The organism is Paenibacillus sp. FSL R5-0517 (genome assembly GCF_037974355.1).
Taxonomy (GTDB): Bacteria; Bacillota; Bacilli; order Paenibacillales; family Paenibacillaceae; genus Paenibacillus.
The window spans coordinates 3,593,451-3,617,880 of record NZ_CP150235.1 but is presented as its reverse complement, the minus strand read 5'-3'; the positions used below and the strand labels follow the sequence as shown (position 1 = coordinate 3,617,880).

General features: G+C 43.4%; 24 protein-coding genes. 8 read left to right on the top strand and 16 right to left on the bottom strand.

The features are described from left to right. Positions 1-2: 2 nt before the first annotated feature. Together MKX40_RS15985 and MKX40_RS15980 are read right to left on the bottom strand one after the other, a co-directional pair. Positions 3-1,841, bottom strand: coding sequence for a histidine kinase (locus MKX40_RS15985; protein ID WP_339233842.1), 1,839 nt, complete (start codon positions 1,839-1,841; stop codon positions 3-5). Positions 1,842-1,915: 74 nt separating this feature from the next. Next, positions 1,916-3,574: an extracellular solute-binding protein gene (locus tag MKX40_RS15980; protein ID WP_339233840.1), complete on the bottom strand. Its 1,659-nt coding sequence runs from the start codon at positions 3,572-3,574 to the stop codon at positions 1,916-1,918. Positions 3,575-3,768: 194 nt separating this feature from the next. Between MKX40_RS15980 and MKX40_RS15975 the strand changes: the two genes are divergently transcribed. Beyond that, entirely contained in the window at positions 3,769-4,026 is a 258-nt protein-coding gene (locus MKX40_RS15975; protein ID WP_074095306.1) for a GlsB/YeaQ/YmgE family stress response membrane protein, read from the top strand. A gap of 104 nt (positions 4,027-4,130) precedes the next feature. On the opposite strand, the gene MKX40_RS15970 is transcribed toward MKX40_RS15975, so the two are convergent. The 5 genes from MKX40_RS15970 to MKX40_RS15950 all read right to left on the bottom strand — a co-directional run bounded on the left by MKX40_RS15970 (position 4,131) and on the right by MKX40_RS15950 (position 8,144). After that, positions 4,131-4,262, bottom strand: a complete 132-nt coding sequence (locus MKX40_RS15970) for a hypothetical protein (RefSeq protein ID WP_339233838.1) — start codon at positions 4,260-4,262, stop codon at positions 4,131-4,133. Positions 4,263-4,398: 136 nt separating this feature from the next. Further along, positions 4,399-5,373 carry a phosphotransferase gene (locus MKX40_RS15965; RefSeq protein ID WP_339233836.1) on the bottom strand — a complete coding sequence of 325 codons (975 nt, stop codon included), beginning with the start codon at positions 5,371-5,373 and terminating at the stop codon, positions 4,399-4,401. Positions 5,374-5,562: 189 nt separating this feature from the next. Next, the gene (locus MKX40_RS15960; protein ID WP_339233833.1) at positions 5,563-6,357 is read right to left on the bottom strand and encodes an SDR family oxidoreductase; all 795 of its coding nucleotides are present in this window, start codon (positions 6,355-6,357) and stop codon (positions 5,563-5,565) included. 407 nt (positions 6,358-6,764) lie between these two features. After that, positions 6,765-7,211, bottom strand: coding sequence for a GNAT family N-acetyltransferase (locus tag MKX40_RS15955; protein WP_339233830.1), 447 nt, complete (start codon positions 7,209-7,211; stop codon positions 6,765-6,767). 504 nt (positions 7,212-7,715) lie between these two features. Further along, the gene (locus tag MKX40_RS15950) at positions 7,716-8,144 is read right to left on the bottom strand and encodes a MarR family transcriptional regulator (RefSeq protein ID WP_047843226.1); all 429 of its coding nucleotides are present in this window, start codon (positions 8,142-8,144) and stop codon (positions 7,716-7,718) included. A gap of 166 nt (positions 8,145-8,310) precedes the next feature. On the opposite strand from MKX40_RS15950, the gene MKX40_RS15945 reads away from it, so the two are divergent. Beyond that, positions 8,311-9,621, top strand: coding sequence for an amidohydrolase family protein (locus MKX40_RS15945; RefSeq protein ID WP_339243099.1), 1,311 nt, complete (start codon positions 8,311-8,313; stop codon positions 9,619-9,621). Positions 9,622-9,846: 225 nt separating this feature from the next. Here MKX40_RS15945 and MKX40_RS15940 read toward each other — a convergent pair whose 3' ends face one another. The 8 genes from MKX40_RS15940 to MKX40_RS15905 all read right to left on the bottom strand — a co-directional run bounded on the left by MKX40_RS15940 (position 9,847) and on the right by MKX40_RS15905 (position 15,362). Then, positions 9,847-10,758 carry a chromosome condensation regulator gene (locus tag MKX40_RS15940; protein WP_339233827.1) on the bottom strand — a complete coding sequence of 304 codons (912 nt, stop codon included), beginning with the start codon at positions 10,756-10,758 and terminating at the stop codon, positions 9,847-9,849. 395 nt (positions 10,759-11,153) lie between these two features. After that, on the bottom strand, positions 11,154-11,522 hold the full coding sequence (locus MKX40_RS15935) for a hypothetical protein (RefSeq protein ID WP_339233825.1): 369 nt from the start codon (positions 11,520-11,522) through the stop codon (positions 11,154-11,156). Next, positions 11,506-11,874 (bottom strand): YolD-like family protein, encoded by a 369-nt coding sequence (locus MKX40_RS15930; protein ID WP_339233823.1) that lies wholly within the window; start codon positions 11,872-11,874, stop codon positions 11,506-11,508. The genes MKX40_RS15935 and MKX40_RS15930 overlap by 17 nt, the downstream gene beginning before the upstream one ends. Further along, complete coding sequence (locus tag MKX40_RS15925) at positions 11,871-13,088, bottom strand: DNA polymerase IV (RefSeq protein WP_253442607.1); 1,218 nt, start codon at positions 13,086-13,088, stop codon at positions 11,871-11,873. The genes MKX40_RS15930 and MKX40_RS15925 overlap by 4 nt, the downstream gene beginning before the upstream one ends. Before the next feature lie 209 nt (positions 13,089-13,297). Beyond that, positions 13,298-13,798: an acetyltransferase gene (locus MKX40_RS15920; protein WP_339233821.1), complete on the bottom strand. Its 501-nt coding sequence runs from the start codon at positions 13,796-13,798 to the stop codon at positions 13,298-13,300. Between the two features lie 136 nt (positions 13,799-13,934). Then, positions 13,935-14,303: a DUF4180 domain-containing protein gene (locus MKX40_RS15915; RefSeq protein ID WP_339233818.1), complete on the bottom strand. Its 369-nt coding sequence runs from the start codon at positions 14,301-14,303 to the stop codon at positions 13,935-13,937. Positions 14,304-14,316: 13 nt separating this feature from the next. Continuing rightward, a complete protein-coding gene (locus MKX40_RS15910) occupies positions 14,317-14,739 on the bottom strand; it encodes a GNAT family N-acetyltransferase (protein ID WP_339233816.1) in 423 nt (140 codons plus the stop codon). A 41-nt stretch (positions 14,740-14,780) separates the two neighbouring features. Then, positions 14,781-15,362 carry a TetR/AcrR family transcriptional regulator gene (locus tag MKX40_RS15905; protein ID WP_339233814.1) on the bottom strand — a complete coding sequence of 194 codons (582 nt, stop codon included), beginning with the start codon at positions 15,360-15,362 and terminating at the stop codon, positions 14,781-14,783. 199 nt (positions 15,363-15,561) lie between these two features. On the opposite strand from MKX40_RS15905, the gene lpdA reads away from it, so the two are divergent. The 6 genes from lpdA to MKX40_RS15875 all read left to right on the top strand — a co-directional run bounded on the left by lpdA (position 15,562) and on the right by MKX40_RS15875 (position 22,640). Next, positions 15,562-16,947 (top strand): dihydrolipoyl dehydrogenase, encoded by a 1,386-nt coding sequence (gene lpdA, locus MKX40_RS15900; RefSeq protein WP_339233812.1) that lies wholly within the window; start codon positions 15,562-15,564, stop codon positions 16,945-16,947. A gap of 85 nt (positions 16,948-17,032) precedes the next feature. Further along, a complete protein-coding gene (locus MKX40_RS15895; RefSeq protein ID WP_339233810.1) occupies positions 17,033-17,455 on the top strand; it encodes an HlyD family efflux transporter periplasmic adaptor subunit in 423 nt (140 codons plus the stop codon). Next, entirely contained in the window at positions 17,439-18,587 is a 1,149-nt protein-coding gene (locus MKX40_RS15890; RefSeq protein WP_339233808.1) for an ABC transporter permease, read from the top strand. The genes MKX40_RS15895 and MKX40_RS15890 overlap by 17 nt, the downstream gene beginning before the upstream one ends. Positions 18,588-18,711: 124 nt before the next feature. Then, positions 18,712-19,275 carry a GNAT family protein gene (locus MKX40_RS15885; protein WP_339233806.1) on the top strand — a complete coding sequence of 188 codons (564 nt, stop codon included), beginning with the start codon at positions 18,712-18,714 and terminating at the stop codon, positions 19,273-19,275. Between the two features lie 40 nt (positions 19,276-19,315). Beyond that, a complete protein-coding gene (locus MKX40_RS15880; protein ID WP_339233803.1) occupies positions 19,316-21,046 on the top strand; it encodes a histidine kinase in 1,731 nt (576 codons plus the stop codon). After that, positions 21,024-22,640 carry a response regulator gene (locus MKX40_RS15875; RefSeq protein ID WP_339233801.1) on the top strand — a complete coding sequence of 539 codons (1,617 nt, stop codon included), beginning with the start codon at positions 21,024-21,026 and terminating at the stop codon, positions 22,638-22,640. The genes MKX40_RS15880 and MKX40_RS15875 overlap by 23 nt, the downstream gene beginning before the upstream one ends. Positions 22,641-22,742: 102 nt before the next feature. Here the strand turns inward: MKX40_RS15875 and MKX40_RS15870 are convergent, their stop codons facing one another. Beyond that, positions 22,743-24,428: an extracellular solute-binding protein gene (locus MKX40_RS15870; RefSeq protein ID WP_339233799.1), complete on the bottom strand. Its 1,686-nt coding sequence runs from the start codon at positions 24,426-24,428 to the stop codon at positions 22,743-22,745. Positions 24,429-24,430: the final 2 nt, after the last annotated feature.

Genomic DNA, 24,430 nt, shown 5'->3' with positions numbered 1-24,430 from the left:
CTCTACCACCCTCCAAGATTTACATTTTCCCAAGGCAAGCGTATCGTTACACAGGTATATGCACCTTGCACACTATCAATCCAAAGACCGCAATTTTTGCCATAATGGAGCTGCAACCGCTTATTCACGTTTTCCAAACCAAGTCCGCTCCTGCTAGTAACCATAGGCGTATCCGATTCGCTTCGCAGTACTGCCTGAAGACGGTGTAACATCTCCGGCTCTAACCCCTCTCCGTCATCTCTTATGTTAATGAATAGCAGACTGTCATTCTCCACAGAAAAGGTAATCTCTATAGATACCCTGCCGCCTGAAGGTGCCCCGTGATGAACGGCATTTTCAACGATGGGCTGCATACACATCTTGGGAATGGCGTAGCGAAGGATCTCCTGAGGAAGATCTGCCGTCATAACGATACTGCCGCCTTCCATAAAGTTGATAAATTCAATATAACTTTGGATATTGGCAAGCTCCTCACGAAAAGCAACGGTATCGCTACGCCACTGCATGCTGTAACGTAGCTGCGAGCCCAACGACACCAATGAATTGGCTATAGCAGGCTGCCTCTGTACTTCTGCCACCATCCGGATCGATTCCAGGGCGTTATATAAAAAATGAGAATTGATCTGCGAATGCAGGGAGTGCAACTGTGCGTTTTTGGCAATTAACTGTTTATCCACGACCTGTGTCATTAGGCGTTTGACCTCATGTAACATTTTATTGTAATTCACTGCCACCTCATCGATTTCATCCCCTCTTTCGTTCTCATCAAGGCCTGTATCAATCATTGCATCCAGCTCGCCTTTCCGTACCTGACGCATGGATACCAATACGCTGTCCAACCGCCGGAAAATACGCCGCGTCGTTTGGGATACAAGTAGCATAATCAGCAGCAATACACATAATGTAATCGTTACCACAAATGCATACCAACTGCGCGGCCCTTTCATCAATGCCTGACGAGAAGCAATATCGACCACATATGTGTTCAACGGAGCGATGTATCGATACAATGCATAGTAGCTCTGATCTCCCACCTTAACCTGAAGCGGGCTTTCCTGCGGCAATATATCCAGCTGGCGATGAATATTGCCAAGGATCTCCTCCATCCCCTGCCCGTACTTCTCCGAAAACTCATGCTGGGGATTGTAAATATACTGGGGAGAATCGCTTGCGTTCATCAACACCGAAAAGAAGTCCCCCTTGTTCTCTTGTAGCAGGTCGCTGAAAAACATGCTGTGGGGAACGCGCACTTCCATAATGCTAGGGCGTTTTTGTTCCTGCCCTTGAAGGCGAACCAGACGATAGTAGGATAAGGTGTGCTCACCATCCCTAAAAGAAAATAAGCGGTATGCCGCACCGCCTTCATCCCGAAGCTTTACCCAATAATCCTGCGGTGAAAATTTCTTGTAATGATAGATTTCAGGCCAGATTTCATACAAGTTTGGGTTATCGACGTAAAAACTAAGTTCACTGATCATCGCATTACTTTGAATGATATTGAGCATTTGCTCAAACTGGTTTTGCTTAAACTTCACCAGGCGCAGTCCATCCACAAGCATATTGGAATGAATAAAATCCACAAAGGACTTTTGAGTGAGGGCTGTATTGGAAGCGTTCTCAATCATGTCCATTCTTCTGCGCAATTGTTCATTCAGCCATGTAACGTGGCTGTTGCCTGTCGCCATAGCGTCCTTATATAGCTGGGTTTCTTGCATGCGGATATACACAAAGGATATCAAAATAACAGGTATGGCAATCATCAGGCTAAATGCGAGAAACAGCTTTTGGGATATACGGGCATTGCGATAAAGCTTCCTCAATCTCGTCAGTAGGTATTTCATTCGGATGTATTCACCACCTTTGTTATACCGTATATTACTAGTTATTATGTCGGTAACAATGTATTAGGGAATGGTTATCTGGCTATCTTGGATTTTCGCAGTTCCAGTTCAGCTTGGCGATATTCCATTACCTGGTTAAAGCCGTAGTTCACACGACGGATCAGAAAATTTTCGAAAATTTTGTCAAAGGCAGCTTCATCCTTCGCTGTAATCAGTTCTGGCAGCACCTCTTCCCAATTCTGAGAAATACGTGACCAGGCTAATGCTATATCGGAATCCCCTACAGGATCGAGTCCCTTATAGATGCCGCTGTCCAGATCGGCGTGTTGGTTAGCGAACGCCTCCATTTGCTTAATGGACGGAGTATGCTCGGGTCTCCACGGGTTGACGAAAGCAGGGTTTCGCAGCATCCAGTAGGTATCTATAATGCCATATTCCTTTTCAAGCCGCTCCCGATCCGTGTCATACAACTGGACCATTGCCGCTGTCAATCGGGGTTTGCCATTCTCCATCGTCCAAGTTTCACCTTCTTTGCCCAAAAATAAATCTCTTTGGCCTTCTTCGCTGGCCAGATAGGTCAAAAAACGGATGGCTCGTTCAGGGTTTTTCGTGGATTTGCTGATCATCGTAACCATCCAGCCATCCATGCTGCCAGGGAACAGTTTGGCGGATTCTCCCCTGCTGTTCCGGGGTCCATCCACAGCAATATAGGTTGAATTTTGATTCGTAAGGACTTCCAATTTCGAATTGAGGTCCGATATGTCTGTCCATTCCCGAATCATCATAAAATATTGGGCATGGCTGGTTTTTTCCTGCACCTGTGCACTGGAGTCGACCAGAAAATCAACATTAATCAAGCCCTGCTCGTATGCAGTACGAAATGTTTTCAGCCACTCGATATAATCGGGATCTGTCATTCGGTCGTATACCTTTCCGTTCTGTTCATGGGGGATCGCAAGCAAATTTTGCAAGTATTCGGTCATTCCATAGGATGCATTTCCCTGTGCCCAAAACGGGCTGATTAGTTGGCCTTTATAAACCGAATATTGATTCTTCAACAATCGCAATGCATTAATAAAACCTGTCGACGTGCTAAGGTCCGGTTTGCCCATCGACTCATACAGATCTTTACGTACGAGAAAGGTTTGGTTTGCTCCCGTCAAGCCGGTTGAACGCATCTGTTCGGGACTGTACGCATCATTTGGAATGACATAGGTATGACCGTCCTCCTGCCGATACCATTGTAGAGCACCATCATCTGCTACCTTGAAAAAGTAAGGATCATACTGGTTGGCCAGCTCATCCAGGGCATAGATGAGATGACTCTCCCGAAGTTTGATAACCGCACTCTCCCAGGAGCCGATGGTTATCAAATCCGGCAGATGATCGGTCGTCAACATCCGTGATAACCTCTCGTTTGGTTCACCAGTTAATACTTCAAATTCGATATTGACCCCTGTTTTTTGGGTGACATATTTGGAAGTCAGACTCTCACCCCAAGTGTGCCCGTACCATTCGGCTCCAACAAACCACGTTAGATTGACGGGGGTGGTATCCAGCTTCCATGACGGTTCTTGCACATTCAGATTAAAATGCTGGCTCTGCTCTGTGAAGTCAGCATTTGTCGTAACACCCCTATCTTCCGCATGCTCTGACTTGGAACAAGCAGCCAAGCCCGACATCAGACACATCATCAACAAGGCTATAATAAAAGGACTTCGAAATAAGAACACCTAACTGCCTCCTTTCTGTACTAGTCATCTTCAATCCCTATCTGCACCAGCATTCATACCTAGTGGTGGTACAACCGATTTTACTATCATTGGATTAAAATGGAAATGATTTCATGATCGATTCTCGGATCATCCGCAACATTCCCCCTAATGAAACATAACTTGTAATAATTCAATGGAAGGGAGACCAATGCGTGTATCTAATCTGGATACTTATTGTCGGTGGGCTAATTGGCTGGTTAAGTGGAAATCTGATTGGACGGGACGTGCCGGGAGGCGTACTCGGGAATATCATTGCTGGTTTTGTGGGATCATGGTTAGGGTATGAACTGTTGGGACCGAGGGGGCCGGTGGTGGGTGGATTTCATATCATACCCGCGATCGTTGGCTCAATCATTGCTCTCTTGATTTTCTATGCTCTGGCCCGTGGTGGAGCGTTCCGAAGACGTTAACAGGCGGAGACGTAAACCTGTTGTATATTGGATAATCCTGATCAGAGATGCTGCGACATCAGAGACTTTCATCAAAAAGGTCCGAACCGATAATCTTAGAATGATTACCGATTCGGGCCAACATCAATAATAATCCTTCCATCGTTATAGCTGACTTGAAAAATATCTTCTTGATCCAAGAATTCTGTTCCATTGTAAGCAATAATTCCCGGTGAGAAATTTATGTCATCAAACATTAATTAAGCTCCCCTCACGTTTGCTAGCGTATTAATGAAGAAGTCAACCGGATCGGTTTGAGTAAATTAGTCGTGAGGGCAGCCGATTAATTTGGTCGGCTGTTTCCTAGTTTTTTGTTAAACTATAATTTCGCCGTCAGTTCAATAAAAAATTTTCACCTTTAAGATATTTCTTAAAATAGTTCTGAATAACCGATGGGAAATTTTCCGCTAAGGATGGTTGTTCATTTGAATTTAGAGAGTGGAATGCAAAAGTCCTAATTATTGACCATATAAAAAATGCTTCTAATAACTCGAAATAATTCTCTTGTAGTTGATTTACTTTGCTATACGTTGAAATAAAGACTTTCCTATTCTCAGATGAAAGATGCATAAATGTTTCAGCCATATCAAATAAATAAAAACCATAGCCACAATTGGAAAAATCTATGGGTCGAGGAGTATCCTCATAAAAAACATAGTTACTCTCATGAAGGTCAGAATGGATAATTCCCCAGTTACTTGGCAAACGTTTATGATTTTGTATCACATTTGCTATTTTATGGGCTGACTCTTCCACATAAACAAATACCTCACTTGAGATAAGCTCCAAATTTACCAACTGTTTTAATTGATTAAGTGATGAATATAAATGATCAGAATTGTATATTGGTCTATTAAAGCCTTTAGGTGGATTCCACTGCATAGAATGTTTATGGAGAGCCGCCATTAAGAGAGCCAAATTTTCAGTTTCATTACTTGTTGGCTCTCTTCTAAGCACACTTCCATGAATCCAATGATGAATAGTCACCATGATTGTATTTTCGCTAAGATCAGTTGATATTTCTGTTACCAGATCACCTTGAAAATTTCTGACAGGGGCAGGTACGACGAGATTTGTATCTTTAACCAAAGCTTCAAGCCAAATAAGCTCTGATGCCACATTCCCTTTTGGATGAATGGAAATCGTTAAGATATGGATTTTGATAAGATACTTTTGATTATCATCGTTGGTCTGAACTTGAAATGTAACATTATCATTCTTTCCGAGATACACAAGTTTTTCCCAAATGATTGGGTATCGATGTAAAGCTTCTTTCGCTACCTTCGCATAATCTTCCTCAGAAAGCATAGTATCCACTCCAGTTAATGTGATTTTTACTCCACAATTCTACCAAGCAGACTTTATTTTCTGGTGATAAAAATTGATTATAACTAAACTTTACTGCTTAGTAATTGAATAAAGCCGCCGATCCTGTTGATCGGCGGCCTTCTTTGATTTTATGGAACTATTGTTTCCCTTGAGTTAATGAACCGTCGCCTAATTAAACCCACCTCGAGAATGGATGATTTGTCCGGTGATCCATTGGGAGTCATCGCTTGCCAGAAAAGCAATCAGGCGGGATACATCTTCAGGAAGACCGATCCTGCCCATCGGAAATCCCGGTAGCAAGGCTTTTTTCACTTCTTCTGACATCCAACCCGTATCAGTAGGACCGGGATCAACCGCATTCACAGTAATGTGAAACGGAGCCAGCTCAGCAGACAGACATTCGGTAAAGGTGGAGACAGCGCCTTTTGTTGCGGCATAAGCGAGATTGCCAGGCATCGGCCCCTTACCCTGACCGGATGTAAGGTTGATGATCCGGCCACCGCAAAGGACCTGCCGGCCGGCCAGTTCAACCTCCAGCATACGCGCAAATTCGGCCGATAGCATGAACGTGCCTCGAATGTTCATAGCGCAGTGCGCATCGATCAGTGATGCATTCAATTGACGGAAATCAGCTGATACGCTGTACGTAGCGTTGTTGACGAGAATGGTCGGCAGCCCGACAGCCGACCGGCACGCATCAAGCACTCGCGCCGGAGAAGCGGGATCGGTAAGATCGACCTCCATATGCGCTGCCTTAATGCCATACGAGCGAAGTTCTTCAGCGAAGAGATCCGGCCAGTTCTTGTCGGCATCTCCCGGATTCTCTGTCTTATCGTAATCGTACAGATGGGTATAGAACACATTAGCGCCTTCTTGCGCCAACGTGCGGCAGACGGCGGTTCCGATCCCACCAGGGCGGCTTGTGCCTGTCACGATAGCCGTTTTTCCATATAGTTTGCTCATTTTATTTCCTCCGTTTAATAGGGGAGGGAGAAATCCATTTTTCGTTGGAGATGGAATTATCCTGGGTAAAACAAAAAACGGATACATCAAGTATCCGCGCCCGGGTTTGATCAAACGGTTCCTCGCGTCCCTTGAATGATTGCAGATCGGCATCACAAACGAGGCGTGTGGTTATAACCAAAACACCAAGTCGAGCGATCCAGTTTAGATAATCATTACAAGGAAGTCCACATTGTCCAGCGAGTCCCCTTTCCTACATCTCCACTTCAAATATTACGAGTCAGACTCAATTACTGTCAAGATAATAAATACGTGGGATTACAGTTCCAGTGAATATGGTTGGGTGGTCAAGCACCCAGCTAACCTGCAGACTGTTTCTTTTTGGACTGTAAATTGATATTCGATTTTTACAACTTCAATTCATATCGTATATCAGGTAAATTCTCTTCATTTTCTTGTCCTCTACCAGTGATTTCAAAACCATTATTCTCATAAAATCTTTGGGCATTTTTATTAATTTCAAATGTATACAAAGTTAAGTTTCCATTTGCTTGTGCTTTTGCTTTATTAAGCAAGGTTCGCCCTATTCCATTCCCTTGATAATCAATATGAATATAAAGTTGGCTTATCTCAGTTTCACTATAGGCAATCATTCCAACTACTTTTTCATCAATTAACGCTAAATCTATTTGATACTGTTTAGATAGGATATGATTTAAAAAATTTAGATGGTCTTCGAAGCTATGGGTTTCAGCCTGGCCAATTGCCCGTTCCTTGCTATCTCTCCACATTTTCACGGTATGTTCAGCATACTTGGGATTATAGTTAGTTACTTTAATTTCAATTTTTTTCATCAATATACCGCCTTAAATAGAAAGATTTCAAATGATGAAGTATTTACTCTATTCAGTGCCAACTATCTTCATCCTATTATTTCCTTTACATATTTATAGCACTCTTGGACTAAGTTATGTAAATTATTCGAGTCTAAACATCAATAACATTCATTCTATAATTATACCTGATTTGAAAAATATCTTTTTGATCCAAGATTTCCATTCCATTGTAAGAATAATTCCTGGTGAGAAAGCAATTTCATCAAACATGAATTATGCTCCTCTCACTTTTGTTTTAAATATTACAGTTTTTGTATGTCTCATAATCCAAACGACCATCCCCCGGTGGAATACCGAGAAACGGTCGTAGCTTAAATTTCCCCTTTTTGTCTACTTTGACAGGGTAATGTTCATAGATAGTGACTTTTACTTAACTAATGTTCTTGTCCCTATCCAATTTTTTCTAAAGATTATATTAAATCAGTGTTCTATGGCCCTCAGTTACCTATGCAGGCTCATCTGTTATATGCGTTCATTAATTCTGATCAATAATTTCTTTAAGATTTGCTTCTCCTCGTCATTTAGGGCTTGAACGATTTCATCCTCTACTTTTTGAAATGAGTTATTAAAGTCTTCAATCAAGTCAACCGCTTTTGGTAATACATAAATATTTTTTTGCCGTTCATTATTGGCCGGGATTTTCCGTTCGATGAAACCTTTTTGCTCTAGACCTTGAAGCATGCTTGTAACACTTGCCCCACGCAGATGAAACCGATCTGCAAGATCCTTTTGAATAATATGATTATCTTGATTCTCATAAATATAATCGATTACTTTTCCTTGTTGAGAACTTAATCCTAACTCTTTTATACTTTCATCCGCTCTTTTCTTTAACTTAAGACCGATAATTTGAAACAACTCCATATAAGGCGTATCTTCTCGGGAATGCATGACCGTCCATCGTCCCCTCTCTAATTGTTAGGAATCTAATTGTAAGTAGCTAAAATATACAGTGATCCCAGTAGGCTTGTCAAACGATTGTTAGACTATTGACTGTTAGGTATCTAACAGTTATACTGCGAGTTGTTCAGTCACAAACACATTAGGAGGATTTATGATGGAGAAATTAAATCAGAATGCTGGGTTAGAAAAAATTACTGCGATTACGAATGTACGGATCTTTGATGGATATCAAATCATTGCTCCCAGACATATTGTCATTAAAGGGGTGTCCATTATTTCAGTGGGCGGAGACATTCCAAGCGACGCAACAATTATCGATGGAGAAAATGCGACATTAATACCCGGCCTGATTGATGCACATGTCCATACCTCAATTGGCGGATTACGGGATGCCTTAAAATTCGGCGTTACAACAGAACTCGAAATGAACGGCGACTTTACTAAAAGAGGGCGCGAAATTCAGCTAAAAAATGTCGATGACATCGCAGACGTCCGATCTGCTGGTACGGCGATTACCGCTCCTGGTGGGCACCCAGATGAATTACTGCCTGATGGAGATGAAATACCTGAATTCGTATTAAAGGAACTGGAGAAGTTATCGGAGGAAGACCGGGAAGCCATGTTGGCCGCCTACGCTCACGATCACGACGAAATACCTCAAGTGACGACGGTTGAAGAAGCGATCAAACATGTGCATACCCAAGTGGAGAATGGATCCGACTATATTAAGATCATGATTGAAGAAGGAACGGTTATGGGTGCACCTGGCCTGCCTGTTCTAAGTGATGAGATCCTAAAAACAGCCGTTACTGAAGCCCACAAATTTGATAAGTTGGTTATTGCCCACGTTTTGACGGCTCTTTCATCGAAAGCAGCCATCGATTTTGGAGTCGACGGTTTGGGGCACTTGTTTATCGACAGACCCGAGTACACGTCCGAATTGGTCAAATCCATAGCTGATTCTGGAGCTTTTGTTACACCGTGCTTGGTGTTGAATTCATCGATTATAGGTAATCCGGCATCGGAATTGGCTAATGATCCACGAGTTCATTCCAAATTAAGTCCAGATTGGATCGATATCTTGAACTCAAGCTTCAATACGTTCCCACATGGCAATATGGAGAACAGCTTTAAAAATGTGATGGATCTTCACCGTGCCGGAGTTGATATTCTTGTAGGGACGGATGTCGCACCGGTTCCCGTTCCGAACCTTGGTGGCCTTGCTCATGGGGCCAGTGTTCACCACGAAATGCAGCTGCTGGTGAAGGCTGGGTTCACTCCGATCGAAGCTCTTCAGTCGGCTACTTCCAAACCGGCCCGTTGCTTTGGTCTACATGATCGTGGCCGGATTACCGAAGGTGCACGTGCTGATCTTATTCTCATAAACGGTGATCCGATCACTAATATTTCAGATACATTGTCAATCCAATCCGTGTGGTTCAATGGTTCGCGAAAACTAGGCTAAAAACTAGAAGATTATATCTTCCTAATTGTAAAATCACTAAGAAGAGGGAATGCAAAATGCAGTCCCTCTTCGACTTTAATCTACTCTCCCCCTCTACTTAAGGAGCATACAGCTTTGGATTCAACGGGACTTTGGTTTGTCTCCTACTGAGATGGCAATCCTCTTTTGCAGTATAAATAGAAAACCCATGTTATCTTAAAAGACAGCACGGGTCCTGAGAGTTGTTCAATTCGTTTCCTTGTTGAAATGATATTGTTGGATGTTACTCCATCCGCTTACATCACATTGTGCATAATCATTATCACCCACAGCAACCATCGTACCATCCGATTTCAATCCAATTGTGTGGGCACAGCCCGCTGAAATAGCTCTAATGTCATGCCAGCCCCTTACGTCGCATTGTTGATGTTTATTAGAACCCACAGCAACCATTGTACCGTCAGACTTAAGACCAACGGTATGATAACTTCCCGCTGCAACTGCGACAATATCGAGCCAACCGCTTACGTCGCATTCCCCTTCATGATTTCTACCCGTAGCCACTACCTTGCCATCCGATCTAAGCCCAACCGTATGAAGATACCCTGCCGAAACAGTCAACATGTCGCCCCAGTCGTTTACGCTACATTGGTTATATTTATTGTTACCAACTGCTGTTACCGTACCGTCTATTTTTAGACCAACTGTATGCCAGTCCCCCGTCGTGACCGATATAATATCATGCCAGCTGCTCACGTTGCATTCCCCTTCATTATTTCGCCCCACCGCAACCACGGTGCCATCTGATTTAACCCCAACAGTACGGCACCAACCTGCTGAAATGGTTACGATATCGCGCCATTCGCTTACATTGCATTGATCATGCTTATTCCAACCTATAGCTGTTACCGTACCATCAGATTTAAGACCAACGGTATGAGCATTACCTGTGTTCGTAGCCATATGAACATTACCGGCATCAACGGCGACGATATGGGACCAATCGCTTACATCACATTGACCGTATTTATTATCACCCACGGCTATGACTGTTCCGTCAGATTTAAGAGCGACGGTATGACGGCGACCTGCCGCTACAGTACAGTTACGGAACCCTTCTGTCTCAAACACTGCTACCTTCCGTGAATTGTAGTCCATAACTTTCCTCCCCTCCACCCATTAAAATCTTTCGTTGTTCAACGGTGAGTTACCAACGTACTACTCTTATTCAACGTTGTATTATAATACTCCTGGCTGTCAAGATAATGGAACCATGCCGTGCTATCCAGATATGTTGATACCATTCTTCTGAAGGATAAATTCTTGTTTCGGGACGGAACAATATGGATAAATGTATCTATCTGTATGTAACTGAATCTTGAGTTCTCTCATTTTATATGGTTAATATGCCAATCACAAAATTTAAGACAAAAAATACCGACCCTTCAATTTCAAAGGTCGGTTTACCCAAATCGGGAGAAGAAAACAATGGTTATAGCTGTATTATATCCACCTTATGCCGTTATATACCGTATTCTGCTCTAACTCTATGTTTATCTTGGCATATCAGTAATATCAACGCTCATATGTTCAGTAAGCATTAAGGTCACATCCACTTTCACTTTGCTCCACAATAGAGTCATTTTGTGAAGGTAACCTCTTACCGAATAATTTACTGTTAAACTCAGCTCGGATCTCTCCTCTTCAATGATTTTTATATGATGTTCCTTTAAACTTTGTTTTGACTTGTACATCTCTAAAGCAATTTTCTTTTGAGTACCGTCCAGGTAATCAATATACACCGATTTCATCTTAAAGTTTGAAGCGTATATTTTATGCTTATCTACCTCCAGAGCACCTAAAAGATACGGAAGCTCAACCAGCCTCTTGACGAGTGCAAGTTCCTCAGAAGTTTGTCTCACCGTACACACCTCCTCCTTCTTCAAACTTTACAGTGACCAGTTGATCAAAATCGACCCATTCAAATCCATTTTCCATTTCAATTTTTATTTTTTTTCCAAAGGCACTGACTGAAGTGACGATCCCGTGTATATACCGATTGCCTGACTCATGAAATACTTCAAAGGTGGCTCGCAACGTATAGTTGAGGGACATATCTATATGTTGAGCAATAATCTCCCACTCATCTTCATGAATCAGAGGTTTCGCCTGAACATGAATTTGAGTACGATGCTGTATAATTCGTTCTTTATGTTGTGGAAGCATCATGCGGCTCGATTCCCATAATCCATTGGCCTCCAGTTTTTTGCTCATTTGTAATGCCCCCCAATTTTAGATGCTCGATCGATCGCTTGGCCCGCAGCCGTAATGGAGCTCGCTCGAAGAATGGCAATGTCGCCATATCGATCCTTGATGTTGTCCATCACCTGATCAATGGCTCGTTTCTGCTCTTGATCATCGAAGAAAGATAGTTGATATGTATCCGCATTGGATAATTGAGATAGGGATACGCCTACACGGCGCACAGGTTGCCCATCCCAATGTTGATGGAATATGCGTTTGGCTATTTTGCACACATCAACGGTTATGTTTGTAGGATCAGACAGTTTAACCTGCCTGTGAAAACCGGTTGGGTGATCAAAATCTGCTCCCGATACACTCACAGATATGACACTACCCATCAGCCCCTTTTTACGGGCTCTTCTGCACACTTCTGTACAGATATCGAGAATAACCACTTCAATCTCCCATGCTTCTGTGAAATCTCTGGGCAGGGTCATTCCGTTTCCGATATCCTTTTGTGTATTATGTGTGTTGACCGTTACCGGCGAATTGTCGAGTCCATTGGCAACCCTCCAGATGACTTCTCCATTAACACCCCATTTGCTTCTTAATTTGGAAAGAGGCGTATTCGCCAGGTCTTTAATGGTTCGGATACCCATCTTCCAGAGATGTTTTTCCATTCTTGAGCCAATCCCCCACATATCGCGGATGGGCTTATCTCCAATGTGAAGATGTAACTCCTCTTTCTTTAAGTGAAAAATGCCACCTTCCGCTTTTTTAGCAATCATATCGCAGCACAATTTACTGATAATTTTGTTTTCACCAATGCCCGCTCTGGCGTAAACCCCTGTTTCGTTATAGATTTTGTCTTGAATTTGTTTGGCCAAATCGATTGGATCATTACCAAATAAATGCATAGACCCTGTAAAATCAGCGAATAATTCGTCTATACTGTATGGCTCAACCAGATCGGTGAATTCCTCAATAATGGACATAATTTGGGTGGAAACTTCAATGTATTCTTGCATGTGAGGTCTGACAATGATCAGTTCAGGGCACTTCTGAAGAGACTGCCAGAGTGGTTCTGCGGTAGATACCCCCTTAGCTTTGGCTAATGGACAAGCGGCAAGAATAATGCCAGAACGTCTTGCTGGATCGCCTGCAACGGCGAGAGGTCTATTTTTGTATTGGGGCATTTTTGCCTTTTCGACTGAAGCATAAAAACTCTGCATATCAATGAGCATGATGGTTCGCTGCTTAGTCCACACTGAAATCACTCCTGTACATTTAAGAACGTATGTTTGTATATATTATAAACCGAACATGTGTTCTTTATGCAAGAGGTAAATATTTATATTTGGCATAGGACCAAGTGAAGGATTCAGATCATACTAGGTTACGCTCGCAAAAAAAGTCGCTAAATTAGCGACTTCAATGGGAACATTCTTATCCTTTATGAAATTTCCAGATGCAATAGCGGGAACGGATTACCAGAACCATCGAATTCGGAGCGTCCGATCTGTACAAACCCCATTTTGCTATAGAATTGTGCAGCTCCAGGATTCTGTTCGTTGACATCCACCTTCAGGTGGCGTCCTTTGATCTTGATAGTATGTTCGATCAGCAGACGACCAACTCCCTGTCCATGCTGACTTGGATCGACGAATAACATCTCAATTAAGTTATCTTGCAACCCGATAAAACCGACAGGCTGATGTTCTTTATCTAGAGTTTCCCACACCTCGACTTGCCGTTCCTGTAATACTTTGCTTACCACATCCCGATAGAATTGAATGTGTTGTTCCTCCAAAAATGTATGTGTTGCTCGAACAGCTCTCTCCCAAATCTGAACCAGTCGTTCCTGATCTTGCTCCCGATATGACACAATATCCATCTCAATCTCTCCATCTCTCTTTAGGGCGTGTCTCAAAGCTCGCTGAACTGCATCTTTCACCGCCTTTTCGCCCCCTGCTGCGTCACTTTCCCTTGACGTGCCCCGGCACGCCTGCAGAAAACTTTCTTGCTTGGAACGAAAATTCGGCAAAATCTGCTCCCTTCGGAGTTTTCAGACACGCCCTAGTTAATTTAAATCACTGTTTCTTGCTTAGCTTTTCAATAGCCAGTTCTTCCTCTGTTACGAAGAATATATCGTTCCCCATGTTGCTTTCATAGATAAAATCTCGAAGACTTTTACTGGTATAACCGGAAAAATCACCAATGATCGCAATTTTGGTCTGGTAATTGATGAACTTTTGCAACACTTCACCTGCCAGCCGTGTTTTCAGATCAAAAAACACTTCACTGACAGCAGATTTGTTAACTATAATACGGTGACAATCGGCTTCATATCGAACCGTAGCCATAAAATCGATAGCGGATTGAACATCGGTAATTAATTCTTCATCACTCGTAACGTAAGCAATAGATACTCCATTTTCATTTATTTTTCTGATATTCATGTCTTCTTTTCCCTCATTCCTTATATTGAAGAACCCAATATCTTGATCCAGGTTCACCTTCTTCTACAATAGCTTTCCAGCCTTGCTTTTTATAAAATGTGAGTGCTTTATGATTATCCGAGACACATTTTAATGTGACAGGCGTTCCCAGTTCGACCACGGATTGCTGAAGTAACTGCTTTCCCACCCCTTTGCCGGCAGCACTTGGGTGCACAAACAAATTATGAATAAAGCGGTCAGGTACATATAGTGACGCAAATCCAAGTACTTGATCGTTGTTCTCTGCCAAAAGAATCTGTTCTTCCGATGTATCCCGGTCAAAATCGTCTAGTCTCATCTCATCGGCATTGGCCCAGTGAAAGCTCTCCCGCCGGGAATCCAAATAAATATGTCTCAATTGTGGATAGTCTGCAATACGGGCTTCTCTAATGATCATCCGATCAATCCCCCATTTCCTCTGTGTCATCAATGTCGTTGTTACCTGGAGCCGATCTTTACCATTTGTTTGGCCTGCACACGACCTGCCTGTAACAAGTCATCACTGAACTTCGCATCACTAACTGCCCGTGCCAGTGCAACGGTACCTACCATACTGCTTACCAACGCATAACCATCAGCGGTATTCATCCCAGCCATAGTTGTAATAAACGCGATAAAACGTTGCAACTCCTGCGTGTAAGCTTGTCGAATATCCTCCGATAGTTGGGAAATCTCTCCCGATAAAGCTGGTAAGATACAACCGACTTCCGTCTGATCTCGGTGCAGGGAGCTTAAATAAAAATCAATGACAGCCTCAATCGACGTCTGATCTTCGTTTTTGTTTTTGTCTGCAATGCTCTGTAGCATTGCAATGGTATCACTAATGGCGAAATGACAGGTCTCCATCACAAGCTGATCTTTATTTTCAAAATGGGAGTAAAATCCCCCATGTGTCAGTCCAGCACCTTTCATAATATGTGGAAGACTAATATTCCGCACGCCATGGGTTCGAAATGCTTTGGCCGCACTGGTAATAATATGGTTCCGAACTTTGAGCTTGTGCCCTTTTGGATAAGGCATCCCTACTTCTCCCCCTTATATAAGACTGTATCTGTGAGTGTATTTTAAAATATTATAGTTATCATATTATTTAATGTCAATTCATATATCACCATCTTCAGCAAAGGGAGAGTGATTATAAATGGAGTATTGACTCCCTTAAAATATGATGACTATAATATATTACGATCATCATATTTTAAATTTGGAGGTACGAATCATGAATTTATTAGAAGTCGTAGATACGCTGGTCATTGGATCAGGGCCTGGCGGTTATGTGGCTGCTTTACGTTCGTCACAACTAGGCATGAAAACAGCCATTGTAGAGCGCCAACAGATCGGAGGTGTCTGTACGCATGTAGGCTGTATTCCTTCCAAAGCGCTCATTGCTGAAGCGGAGCGTCTTCATATGCGCAGACAATGGGGAGCTGTTGACGGAGCTTCTTCTTATCAGGAGGCTCAGGTGTTCAAGCAAGCTGTGGTGGATAAGCAGTCTGGAGGGGTTCGGTTTTTACTCAAAACGGCGGGTGTGACTGTTATCGAAGGAGAAGCTAGATTAACTGATGCGAATATCGCTGAAATATATCACGCTGAACAGGGTGCGCGTCGAATAAGCTTTAAGCATCTCATCCTGGCTACCGGTTCCCGTCCGATTGAAATAAGCTCTCTTCCTTACGGCGGACGGATTCTCTCTTCCACTGAGGCGCTATCGCTGCCGCACATTCCAAAGAGTCTCGTTGTGGTTGGCGGCGGTTATATTGGCGTGGAACTGGGTCAGATGTTTGCGAGATTTGGAACTAACGTTACGATGCTCGAGGGCGGTGAACAGATTTTGCCCGGATTCGAGGCAGAGCTTGTTGCACCTGTCGTTCGTCAACTGAAAAAGGACGGGATAACCATCTTAACCGAAGCTAAGGTTACAGGAGCAGATCAAAATACGAGTCATATCGATCTCCACTATATGCGTCAGAATGAACACCATGTTGTTCAAGCTGAATATGCATTAATTACGGTAGGCAGAAAACCGAACACAGATGGAGCCTTGGGTCTTGAACATATAGGTCTGTCCCCTACTCCACAAGGCTTGATTGAGATTGACGAACAGTGCAGAACATCCATCCCGCATATCTATGCCATTGGAGATATTGTTCAAGGCCCTGCTTTGGCTCATAAAGCTTCTTATGAAGCAAAAATTGCAGCAGAAGCGATCGCAGGCAAACCCTCTGTCATCGACTACAAAGCTATTCCGCTCGTTGTGTTCTCTCACCCGGAGATTACGAGCGTTGGTCTTAGCGAAACGGCGTGTAAGCAAAAATCAATTCCTGTTGTCGTTGGCAAATCTGTTTTCTCCATTAATGGCCGTGCACTGGCTCTGAAGGAAACCGAAGGATATGTCAAAATCGTTGCTCACGCTGAGTCTGGCCTTGTATTGGGTGCACAGATTGTCGGGGCTGAAGCATCTACTCTTATATCTGAGCTTTCCCTTGCAATTGAGATGGGAGCAACGGTAGAAGATATAACCATGACCATTCATCCGCATCCAACCCTGGGCGAAATCATCATGGAGGCAGCAGAACAGGCCCATCAGAGAATGGAAAGAAGGTAACCGGAGTCGTTTGATTACTCTTGGAAAATGTGTGTGAACCAACTCTTATCATAATAGAGAGTAATAAGATTAGGGAGAGATCATCTTGAAGTCTAAATGGAGTTTGTATATCGTCATAACTTTGATCATTATTTTGGCAGGCGGTTTGTTGATCACGAAAGGTACAGACGCCGTGAGTCAGGCTGAAAGTAAAAAGCAGGGAATATTGAATACGGAACCTAAAACTGAAGGATTTTATGTTGATCTGTATATTCCGGAATCGCAGATTAACCAGATTCAGGCAGATCAAAAGGTAAACGTTCGTTTTCCATATCTAGAGAATCTTCTTGTAAAGGAAGGTGTGGTTACGTCGATCGCCCCCTCTCCTCAATTCGCCAATCTGCGCATGACGCGGGAAAAAGGCCAAGCAGATCTAAGTATGTTTCTGATCCGGATCTCTATTCCAACAAGTACAGATTTGCTTCCGGGAATGACTGCGGAGGTGCAGCTTGATGAAATCACTGGCTGATGAATGGAAGCACATACGCGGGAGTAAGTGGATCATTATTATTTTTGCTGCCCCTCTAATTGCCGCTGTATTTTTCGGGCTTATGTTCTCCCGCAATCAGTTGAGCGAAACACCGGTTGTCGTTATGGATGAGGATCACTCTTCATATTCAAGGCAACTTATTGAAGAAATCAATGCTTCTCAATATATGAAAGTCACAAATGTGTTTGCCAATCGCCTCTCTCCGGATACGCTGCTGGCGAACGAGAAGGCAGTGGCAGTCATTTTCTTGCCGGAAGGAATAGAGCAACGTAAAGACCAGGGATTGCCCTCAAGTATCGGGGTATGGATGGACAACACCATGCCTTCTAGCCTGAGCGGTATTCGGCCTGCAATTCAAGAAATAATAACAACCGAAAATATGACGCTTGCTGTATCACGTCTTGCTCAAACCGGCATGGACATCGAATCAGCAAAAGCTCTGGTGTCCCCGCTATCTCAAGTGCAGCGCATGTTATATAATCCAAATTCAAGTTATATTGGTACCATGGTGATTGGATTTGTAAATATCATTATACTGATGCTCACGACGGGTGCAGCTGGCGCGATCGCTCCCCGTCTTCGGCAAGAGGGTAAGCTTATATCTGAGGGGAGTTCCCCCTTCCAGCTGTGGATTCGTGTCTTGCCCTATGTGATATTAAGCACCTGCTCTTCCCTGCTCAGTTATGGGATGTTAAAACAAGTGGGACATATGCGATTTGAAGCGGCACCGTATGTCTTTATCATTCCTTTATTGCTGTATTCGATGGCATTATGTTTGCTCGCGATGTTACTCGGTTATTCTGTTCAAAACGTGTCCAGGGTTGGTGCCAGAATGAGCTTGATCCTATATCCATCATTTCTGGTAACCGGTATTCAACTGACGCCGCTTGCATTTCCAACATTTTTTCAGGTTACAGCATGGGGTTTGCCTATGAATTGGCTCAATCGTATGATTCGTGGAATGGCCTTTAGACACGGTGAGTTGACTTTTTATAGTGTAGAGCTAGGAGCCTGTATACTGATTATCGGTTTGGCTTCATTAGGTATAGGATTATTCCTGCGAAGAGAATCACAGGTGCTAACGTCAACACTTGAAGCAAAAGCAGTTTAGATTGGACAATCGCCGTAAGCCTGTGAAAATAATAGGCTGCGGCGATTTATGTTAGAATCAAAACCAGAGTAATGATGCCACCACCTGCAAGAGAACATTACACAGAAAAAGTGAGGTTTATGATATGAAGAAATCAAACGAAGTATATTGCGTGACTGAGCGCCTTGTTATTCGCAATTTCATTTTGCAGGATGTACATTCGTTCTATCACTACCGTGCTAATCCAGATGTTTCCCGTTTTCAATCCTGGGCAAATTATACGCTCCAAGAAGCTGAAGCATTTATCAACAAACAAATAGTACATTCCCCTAACCAGCCCGGGACCTGGTTCCAATACGCCATTGCTCTAACGGAGTCGGATCAATTAATCGGCGATTGTGCCATTCATACACGTGCAGATGAACCTCAGATTGTCGAGCTCGGATTCACTCTTGCACCTGAATTTCAAGGCAAAGGATACATGAATGAGGCACTTTGTGCCCTGATGGACTATGTATTTGGCGCTCTAAATAAACATAAGCTGATCGCTTTTGCCGATGTAAGGAACACCAAGTCGATTCAAGTGTTAGAGCGATTGGGCATGAGACGTGAAGGACACCTGCTCGAAAATTACATGTCCAAAGGTTTCTGGATAGATGAGTTTCAATATGCAATGCTGCAATCGGAGTGGTTGAACAAACAACAATAAAGCTGGAGATGATCGTTCTTTTTCTACAGGAGGAAATGACATGTTGAAGGAAAAGTATGCCACAGAGAACGGCTCTATTTTTCGAAAGCTGGCACTCGGTCTAGTACTGATGTTTATGCTGATTGTACTGATCTTCTGGTGGATCTATCGATTAAATGTGGAAGATATTCAACGAGAGTTGGAAAAGAATAAATTGGGCGAAGTGCGATTCATGTCCTCCCAGCTATCAAATCAATTTGAACAGGTATTAATGAATGCGCTAACATTATCAGAGGATCAATCCGTCAGAGGTTATACATATGTTCTTCATTACGGAAATGATTTTGCTAAATACAAGGCCAAGCTGGAGCTCATTGAGAAGCTGGCTTTAAACAGTGCTTCCACCTCATGGAACAATACCATTATTTTGTATTATCCGGATCATAAGGACACGGTATCTTCTGATCCACAGTTCTCGTTTCGATCATTCTCCATGTCTCAAGACCCGCTCGATCAATGGATATTACATATGAACAAGGATGGCACAGGTTATTATTCACATCTCACCAAGGGACATCGAGGGCCGATGTATATCGAGATCAGGATCTCATTAGACGTCATGCAGAAAATGATGTCTGATTACACATCCGGAACACCGATGCTGTATGATTCCCATTTTCAAACAGCCATTCGCGGTTCAGGCTCCCTTGAACTTGCCCAGGCTGATGCTCAGGTTGTTCCACAGCTCAGAAATGACAGAGGTTTCTTTGAAATTTCCTTTCAGGACAGGAATTACTTCATCACGTATATGAAAGCAAGTATTCTGGATTTGTACTTTATCGACTATCATCCAACCAATCAGCTTCAGCAATCCATTTCACGTAACAATACGTTGTTTGTGCTGGCACTTATAGCCCTGCTGCTTCTCTCGCTTTTGTACATCATGGCTCTGCGTAATCAGATTCAACAACCCATTATTCGGTTGCGTAAAGCGATCGACCGGTTTGACCGTGGAGATTTCTCCAGCCGGGTCGACGAAACTCAGATTCTGGAATTCAAAATCCTGGGTCGATCGTTCAACCGAATGGCTGAGAATACGCAGACATTAATTGAGCAAGTCCTTCTTGGCGAGCTTTCTGTCAAAGAGGCCAGACTCAAGCAGTATCAGGCTCAGATTAATCCCCATTTCCTATACAACTGTCTCAACTATATTCAGAGCAAATCGAGTGTAAAGGATTATGAATCAGTCACAGCCATGACCTTGGAACTGGCTTCCTACTGCCGTTATATTCATCGTATTGAAGATATGGATTCCACGCTAGGTGAAGAGCTACGTTTTGTGAATCATTACATGTCGATTATTCATATGCGAAAAAAAACGATTACTTTTGATATCGATGTACCCAAAGAGCTTCTCTCGGTACGTATCCCTCGTATGATTTTGCAGCCACTTGTTGAAAATGGGGTCAAACATGGGATTGAACCCTCCATGGGTTCAGGGCAAATTACGATTCGCGCGGAGCAGGACCAAGAGGTCATCCGTATCATCGTTGCAGATAATGGTGTAGGCATGCCCGAAGAGCGACTGTCGCTGATCTGCAGACACATGGATGAACTAACCCGCCCGGAGGAACAGATCGGAACTGGAGTTCGAAATGTCAATCAGCGAATCAGACTCACATATGGCAAACGGTCGGGCTTGTCCGTTCAATCTGGCCTATATGAAGGTACCCTGTGCATGATTACGATACATAAGGAGGATATTGCAGATGCATCAGATTCTGTTAGTTGACGATGAATCCTATGTGATTGACGATCTTGAGATCTCATTTCCATGGGATGAATATCGGATTGAGCGTATTCACAAAGCATATTCCGGAATGCAGGCCTTATCCATTCTGGATGAACAGACCGTAGATATCGTGATTACCGATATTTCAATGCCGGTGATGAACGGACTAGAGCTGATTCGGCAGATCAAGGCGGCTAAACCCAACCTGCCCTGTATTTTGCTTACCGGTTATGCCGAGTTCGAGTATGCGAAAGAAGCGACCAAACATGGGGTTGTTGAGTATTTATTAAAACCGCTAGATGTGGAAAAACTGGCGGCATGTCTGGAAAAGACGGTACTTTCCATTGAGGAGCACATTCGCAGAGCCTTGTCCTATGAACAGGCGATGAACTCGTTTCGCGAGCATCTGCCTTCGTTGAAGGACAGGCTGCTGAATCAGTTGATTGAAGGTAATCGTTATGCAGAAGATGCTTTGAACGACAAGTTGGCACACTATCATCTGCCCTTCCATGCCGAAGATGAAGTTCAACTCGTTCTGGTACGGCTAGAAGAACATTTCACCAGGCATACGACGAGCAGCCTGCAATTGTTTGAATACGCTGTGACCAACATTGCATGTGAGTTATTTAATACAGCTTTTCATACCTGGCATTGCAGGGATCGTTATGATTATCTGGTTTTTTTGTTAAAGGTAAGTCACTGTAAGCAATTGCCGGCACAGGATCAGATTGAGGATCAGAATCAGGGTCTCACGCATATTTCCCTACAACTGCATCATAACGTCAATGAATATCTGAAAGGTGGCATTTCCGTCATCCTGAGCCAAAAGGGTAAACTCCAGCATGATATCCGTGACATGTATGAGCAAGCCCTGTCCGCTCTCAAAAAGCAGGTAGGTAACGGTACAGGGTACTTCCTTTCCCTTCAGGAAAGCTATCGTCCCGTATCCATTCGTTCCTTGCATATTTTATATGAACCACCAACCTTCAATCATTTGCTTGAAACAGGACAATGGGAAGTATTCAAAGAACGTCTGCACCGAATTGAGGCAGGTTATGGCACGCTGCCTGAACAAACCGAAGAACATCTGGACGAGATTCAGATTATATTGTTGTCAGCCTTTCATTACATTGCCCACAAAAATCAAGCGCTGTTATCCGATCTGGCCGGAAACGAATGGGTTCCACGTGTGCCTTTTCGGTCCGTATCCCAGCTTACAGATTGGGCCGAGAACATGCTTGATCGACTGCGCACGAAGCTGGAAGAACAGTCTTTAGGTGAGCAACATGACGTCATTCATCAGATCAAGACGTTTGTTTCCGCCAATCTGCACTCCCTTAGCCTTCAATCGATCGCAGATCATGTATGTTTGCATCCGGTTTACGTCTCCAAGCTGTTTAAACAATTTCAAGGCATCAGCTTGAGTGAGTACATTTTAAGTGTCAAAATGGATCTTGCTCTCTACCTGCTTAACCACTCGCAGGATAAGGTATATGAGATTTCCGATAAACTGGGCTACGCCAACTCCCAATACTTCATCAAGGTGTTTCGCGATAAATTCGGTATGACGCCCCAGGATTACCGGGAGCAATAAAGCAGATTATCATGAAGAAAGTTAGCGTAAAACAAAGTAAAAAACCGCACTACATGTATAAAGGTAAATAAAACTCCTTATACATGTAGTGCGGTTCGTTTTTTATTTTATCGTGTCATACCATTCGTTTACTTCTTCCGTGATCTGTTTACCGCCAGAAGACATGTACTGTTGCACGAATGCATCAAAATCCTCAACAGGTGCTTGGCCATAAATGATTTTATTCAACACTTCCTTTTCCAGCTTGCTCAGCATATCGCCTCGGGAAACTTGTGTTTTCGTGGGGACACCCGTGAACATTTCAGGCATGATGATATCCTTCTGGTCAATGACAATCTTGGCGGCCTTAATCTGTTCAGGGATACGGTCTGCCAGGTTTTTCTCATACTGAGTGGTTGCTTCTTTCCCACCTGCAAGCTCTGCCAGGGTATTCATCATCAGGTTAGGTATAATCGCGCCGTCAAACGTCAACGTATAGCGGATCGCATCAATCCAGCCACCAGGAATTTTATCGCTTTGCAGTTCTTTATAAACGGTTCCGTCTGGAGCGATGTCATAATCATAACCTTTAGCAAATCCGTGCACGAACGTTGTGCTGTCCGGATTAGCCCAGTGATCAAACAAATAGTTCTGATATACAAAGAATGCATCTTTATGTTCCATATCCTTATTAATGAGAACGGCTCCTGTACTTATTGGTGTTCCATGTCGTCCCATCTTCCCGTCAGGGCCGGCCGGAAGTGGATAGGCTTTATACTCGGCATCAGGCACGTTTTTTTGCAGATCCGGGAGCGGCCAGCCTGTCATCCAGTAAGGGCCAACGATTATACCGGACTTGCCTGCAGTAAACGCCTCCGTTGCTTTGGGCTCATCATAAAGCCCCGCTTCCTTATCAATGTATCCTTTTTCCATCCATTCTTTCATTTTCGTCAGTGCGGGCTTCATCTCAGGCTGGATGGAGCCGTAAGCAAGTGAACCGTCTGCGGCTTTGTTCCACTGATTAGGCATCGCTCCAAACATGCCAAAAATCCAGCCGGATTCCGACATCCAGGTGTTCAAGTCATTCTTGAAACCTACAGACAAAGCAATGGTATCCTTCTTGCCGTTGCCATCCGGATCTTGATTGACGAAGGCATCCATGACCGTCTCCAACTCGGCTAAGGTGGTCGGTGCTTTCAGGTTTAACTTCTTGAGCCAATCTTCGCGAATGTACATGACGGGATCATTATTGTAAGCGTTCTCCAGAATGGGAATAGCCATTCGTTTACCATCACGGACATACGGATTCCATACGTTTGGATCTTCCGCCATCGCTTTTTTGTAAACATCGGAGGCATATTTATCAAATAAATCCCCCGCATCCGTGAATTGACCCGATTCGATCAAATCACTGATTAGCGTGGAGTCACCACGGAAAGAGATAATATCCGGCATTTTCTGTCCCGAGGTTAACATGAGACGAAGTTTGGTCTGGTACGCATTATTTTGTTCACTCACCGTCCATAAGTATTTAATATCGATCCCCAGTGTATCGTGAGCCCACTTCGTATGAACGTTATTTTCAATATTTTCCCCATTTTTGAACTTCAAGCTGCTGGTGATCGGAAATACAGTCGAGATGGTAACCGGCTCAACATATTTACCATTTTCAAACGGAGCGGAATAAAATTCATTACTGTCGCTAGGCTTGTTCTCTGATGTCGATTCATTGCTGCACGCTGCGAGCACACCAGATAACATTGTAGCAGCCATCAATATGCGAAGCGGTTTTTGCCATGTTTTAAACATCT

What these genes read in the sequence shown, in the direction of transcription:
- MKX40_RS15985 (WP_339233842.1), bottom strand. Translation starts at nt 1,841, where the DNA reads ATGAAATACCTACTGACGAGATTGAGGAAGCTTTATCGCAATGCCCGT.
- MKX40_RS15970 (WP_339233838.1), bottom strand. Translation starts at nt 4,262, where the DNA reads ATGTTTGATGACATAAATTTCTCACCGGGAATTATTGCTTACAATGGA.
- MKX40_RS15965 (WP_339233836.1), bottom strand. Translation starts at nt 5,373, where the DNA reads ATGCTTTCTGAGGAAGATTATGCGAAGGTAGCGAAAGAAGCTTTACAT.
- MKX40_RS15960 (WP_339233833.1), bottom strand. Translation starts at nt 6,357, where the DNA reads ATGAGCAAACTATATGGAAAAACGGCTATCGTGACAGGCACAAGCCGC.
- MKX40_RS15955 (WP_339233830.1), bottom strand. Translation starts at nt 7,211, where the DNA reads ATGAAAAAAATTGAAATTAAAGTAACTAACTATAATCCCAAGTATGCT.
- MKX40_RS15950 (WP_047843226.1), bottom strand. Translation starts at nt 8,144, where the DNA reads ATGCATTCCCGAGAAGATACGCCTTATATGGAGTTGTTTCAAATTATC.
- MKX40_RS15945 (WP_339243099.1), top strand. Translation starts at nt 8,311, where the DNA reads ATGGAGAAATTAAATCAGAATGCTGGGTTAGAAAAAATTACTGCGATT.
- MKX40_RS15940 (WP_339233827.1), bottom strand. Translation starts at nt 10,758, where the DNA reads ATGGACTACAATTCACGGAAGGTAGCAGTGTTTGAGACAGAAGGGTTC.
- MKX40_RS15930 (WP_339233823.1), bottom strand. Translation starts at nt 11,874, where the DNA reads ATGAGCAAAAAACTGGAGGCCAATGGATTATGGGAATCGAGCCGCATG.
- MKX40_RS15925 (WP_253442607.1), bottom strand. Translation starts at nt 13,088, where the DNA reads ATGCTCATTGATATGCAGAGTTTTTATGCTTCAGTCGAAAAGGCAAAA.
- MKX40_RS15915 (WP_339233818.1), bottom strand. Translation starts at nt 14,303, where the DNA reads ATGAATATCAGAAAAATAAATGAAAATGGAGTATCTATTGCTTACGTT.
- MKX40_RS15910 (WP_339233816.1), bottom strand. Translation starts at nt 14,739, where the DNA reads ATGATCATTAGAGAAGCCCGTATTGCAGACTATCCACAATTGAGACAT.
- MKX40_RS15905 (WP_339233814.1), bottom strand. Translation starts at nt 15,362, where the DNA reads ATGCCTTATCCAAAAGGGCACAAGCTCAAAGTTCGGAACCATATTATT.
- lpdA (WP_339233812.1), top strand. Translation starts at nt 15,562, where the DNA reads ATGAATTTATTAGAAGTCGTAGATACGCTGGTCATTGGATCAGGGCCT.
- MKX40_RS15890 (WP_339233808.1), top strand. Translation starts at nt 17,439, where the DNA reads ATGAAATCACTGGCTGATGAATGGAAGCACATACGCGGGAGTAAGTGG.
- MKX40_RS15885 (WP_339233806.1), top strand. Translation starts at nt 18,712, where the DNA reads ATGAAGAAATCAAACGAAGTATATTGCGTGACTGAGCGCCTTGTTATT.
- MKX40_RS15880 (WP_339233803.1), top strand. Translation starts at nt 19,316, where the DNA reads ATGTTGAAGGAAAAGTATGCCACAGAGAACGGCTCTATTTTTCGAAAG.
- MKX40_RS15875 (WP_339233801.1), top strand. Translation starts at nt 21,024, where the DNA reads ATGCATCAGATTCTGTTAGTTGACGATGAATCCTATGTGATTGACGAT.
- MKX40_RS15870 (WP_339233799.1), bottom strand. Translation starts at nt 24,428, where the DNA reads ATGTTTAAAACATGGCAAAAACCGCTTCGCATATTGATGGCTGCTACA.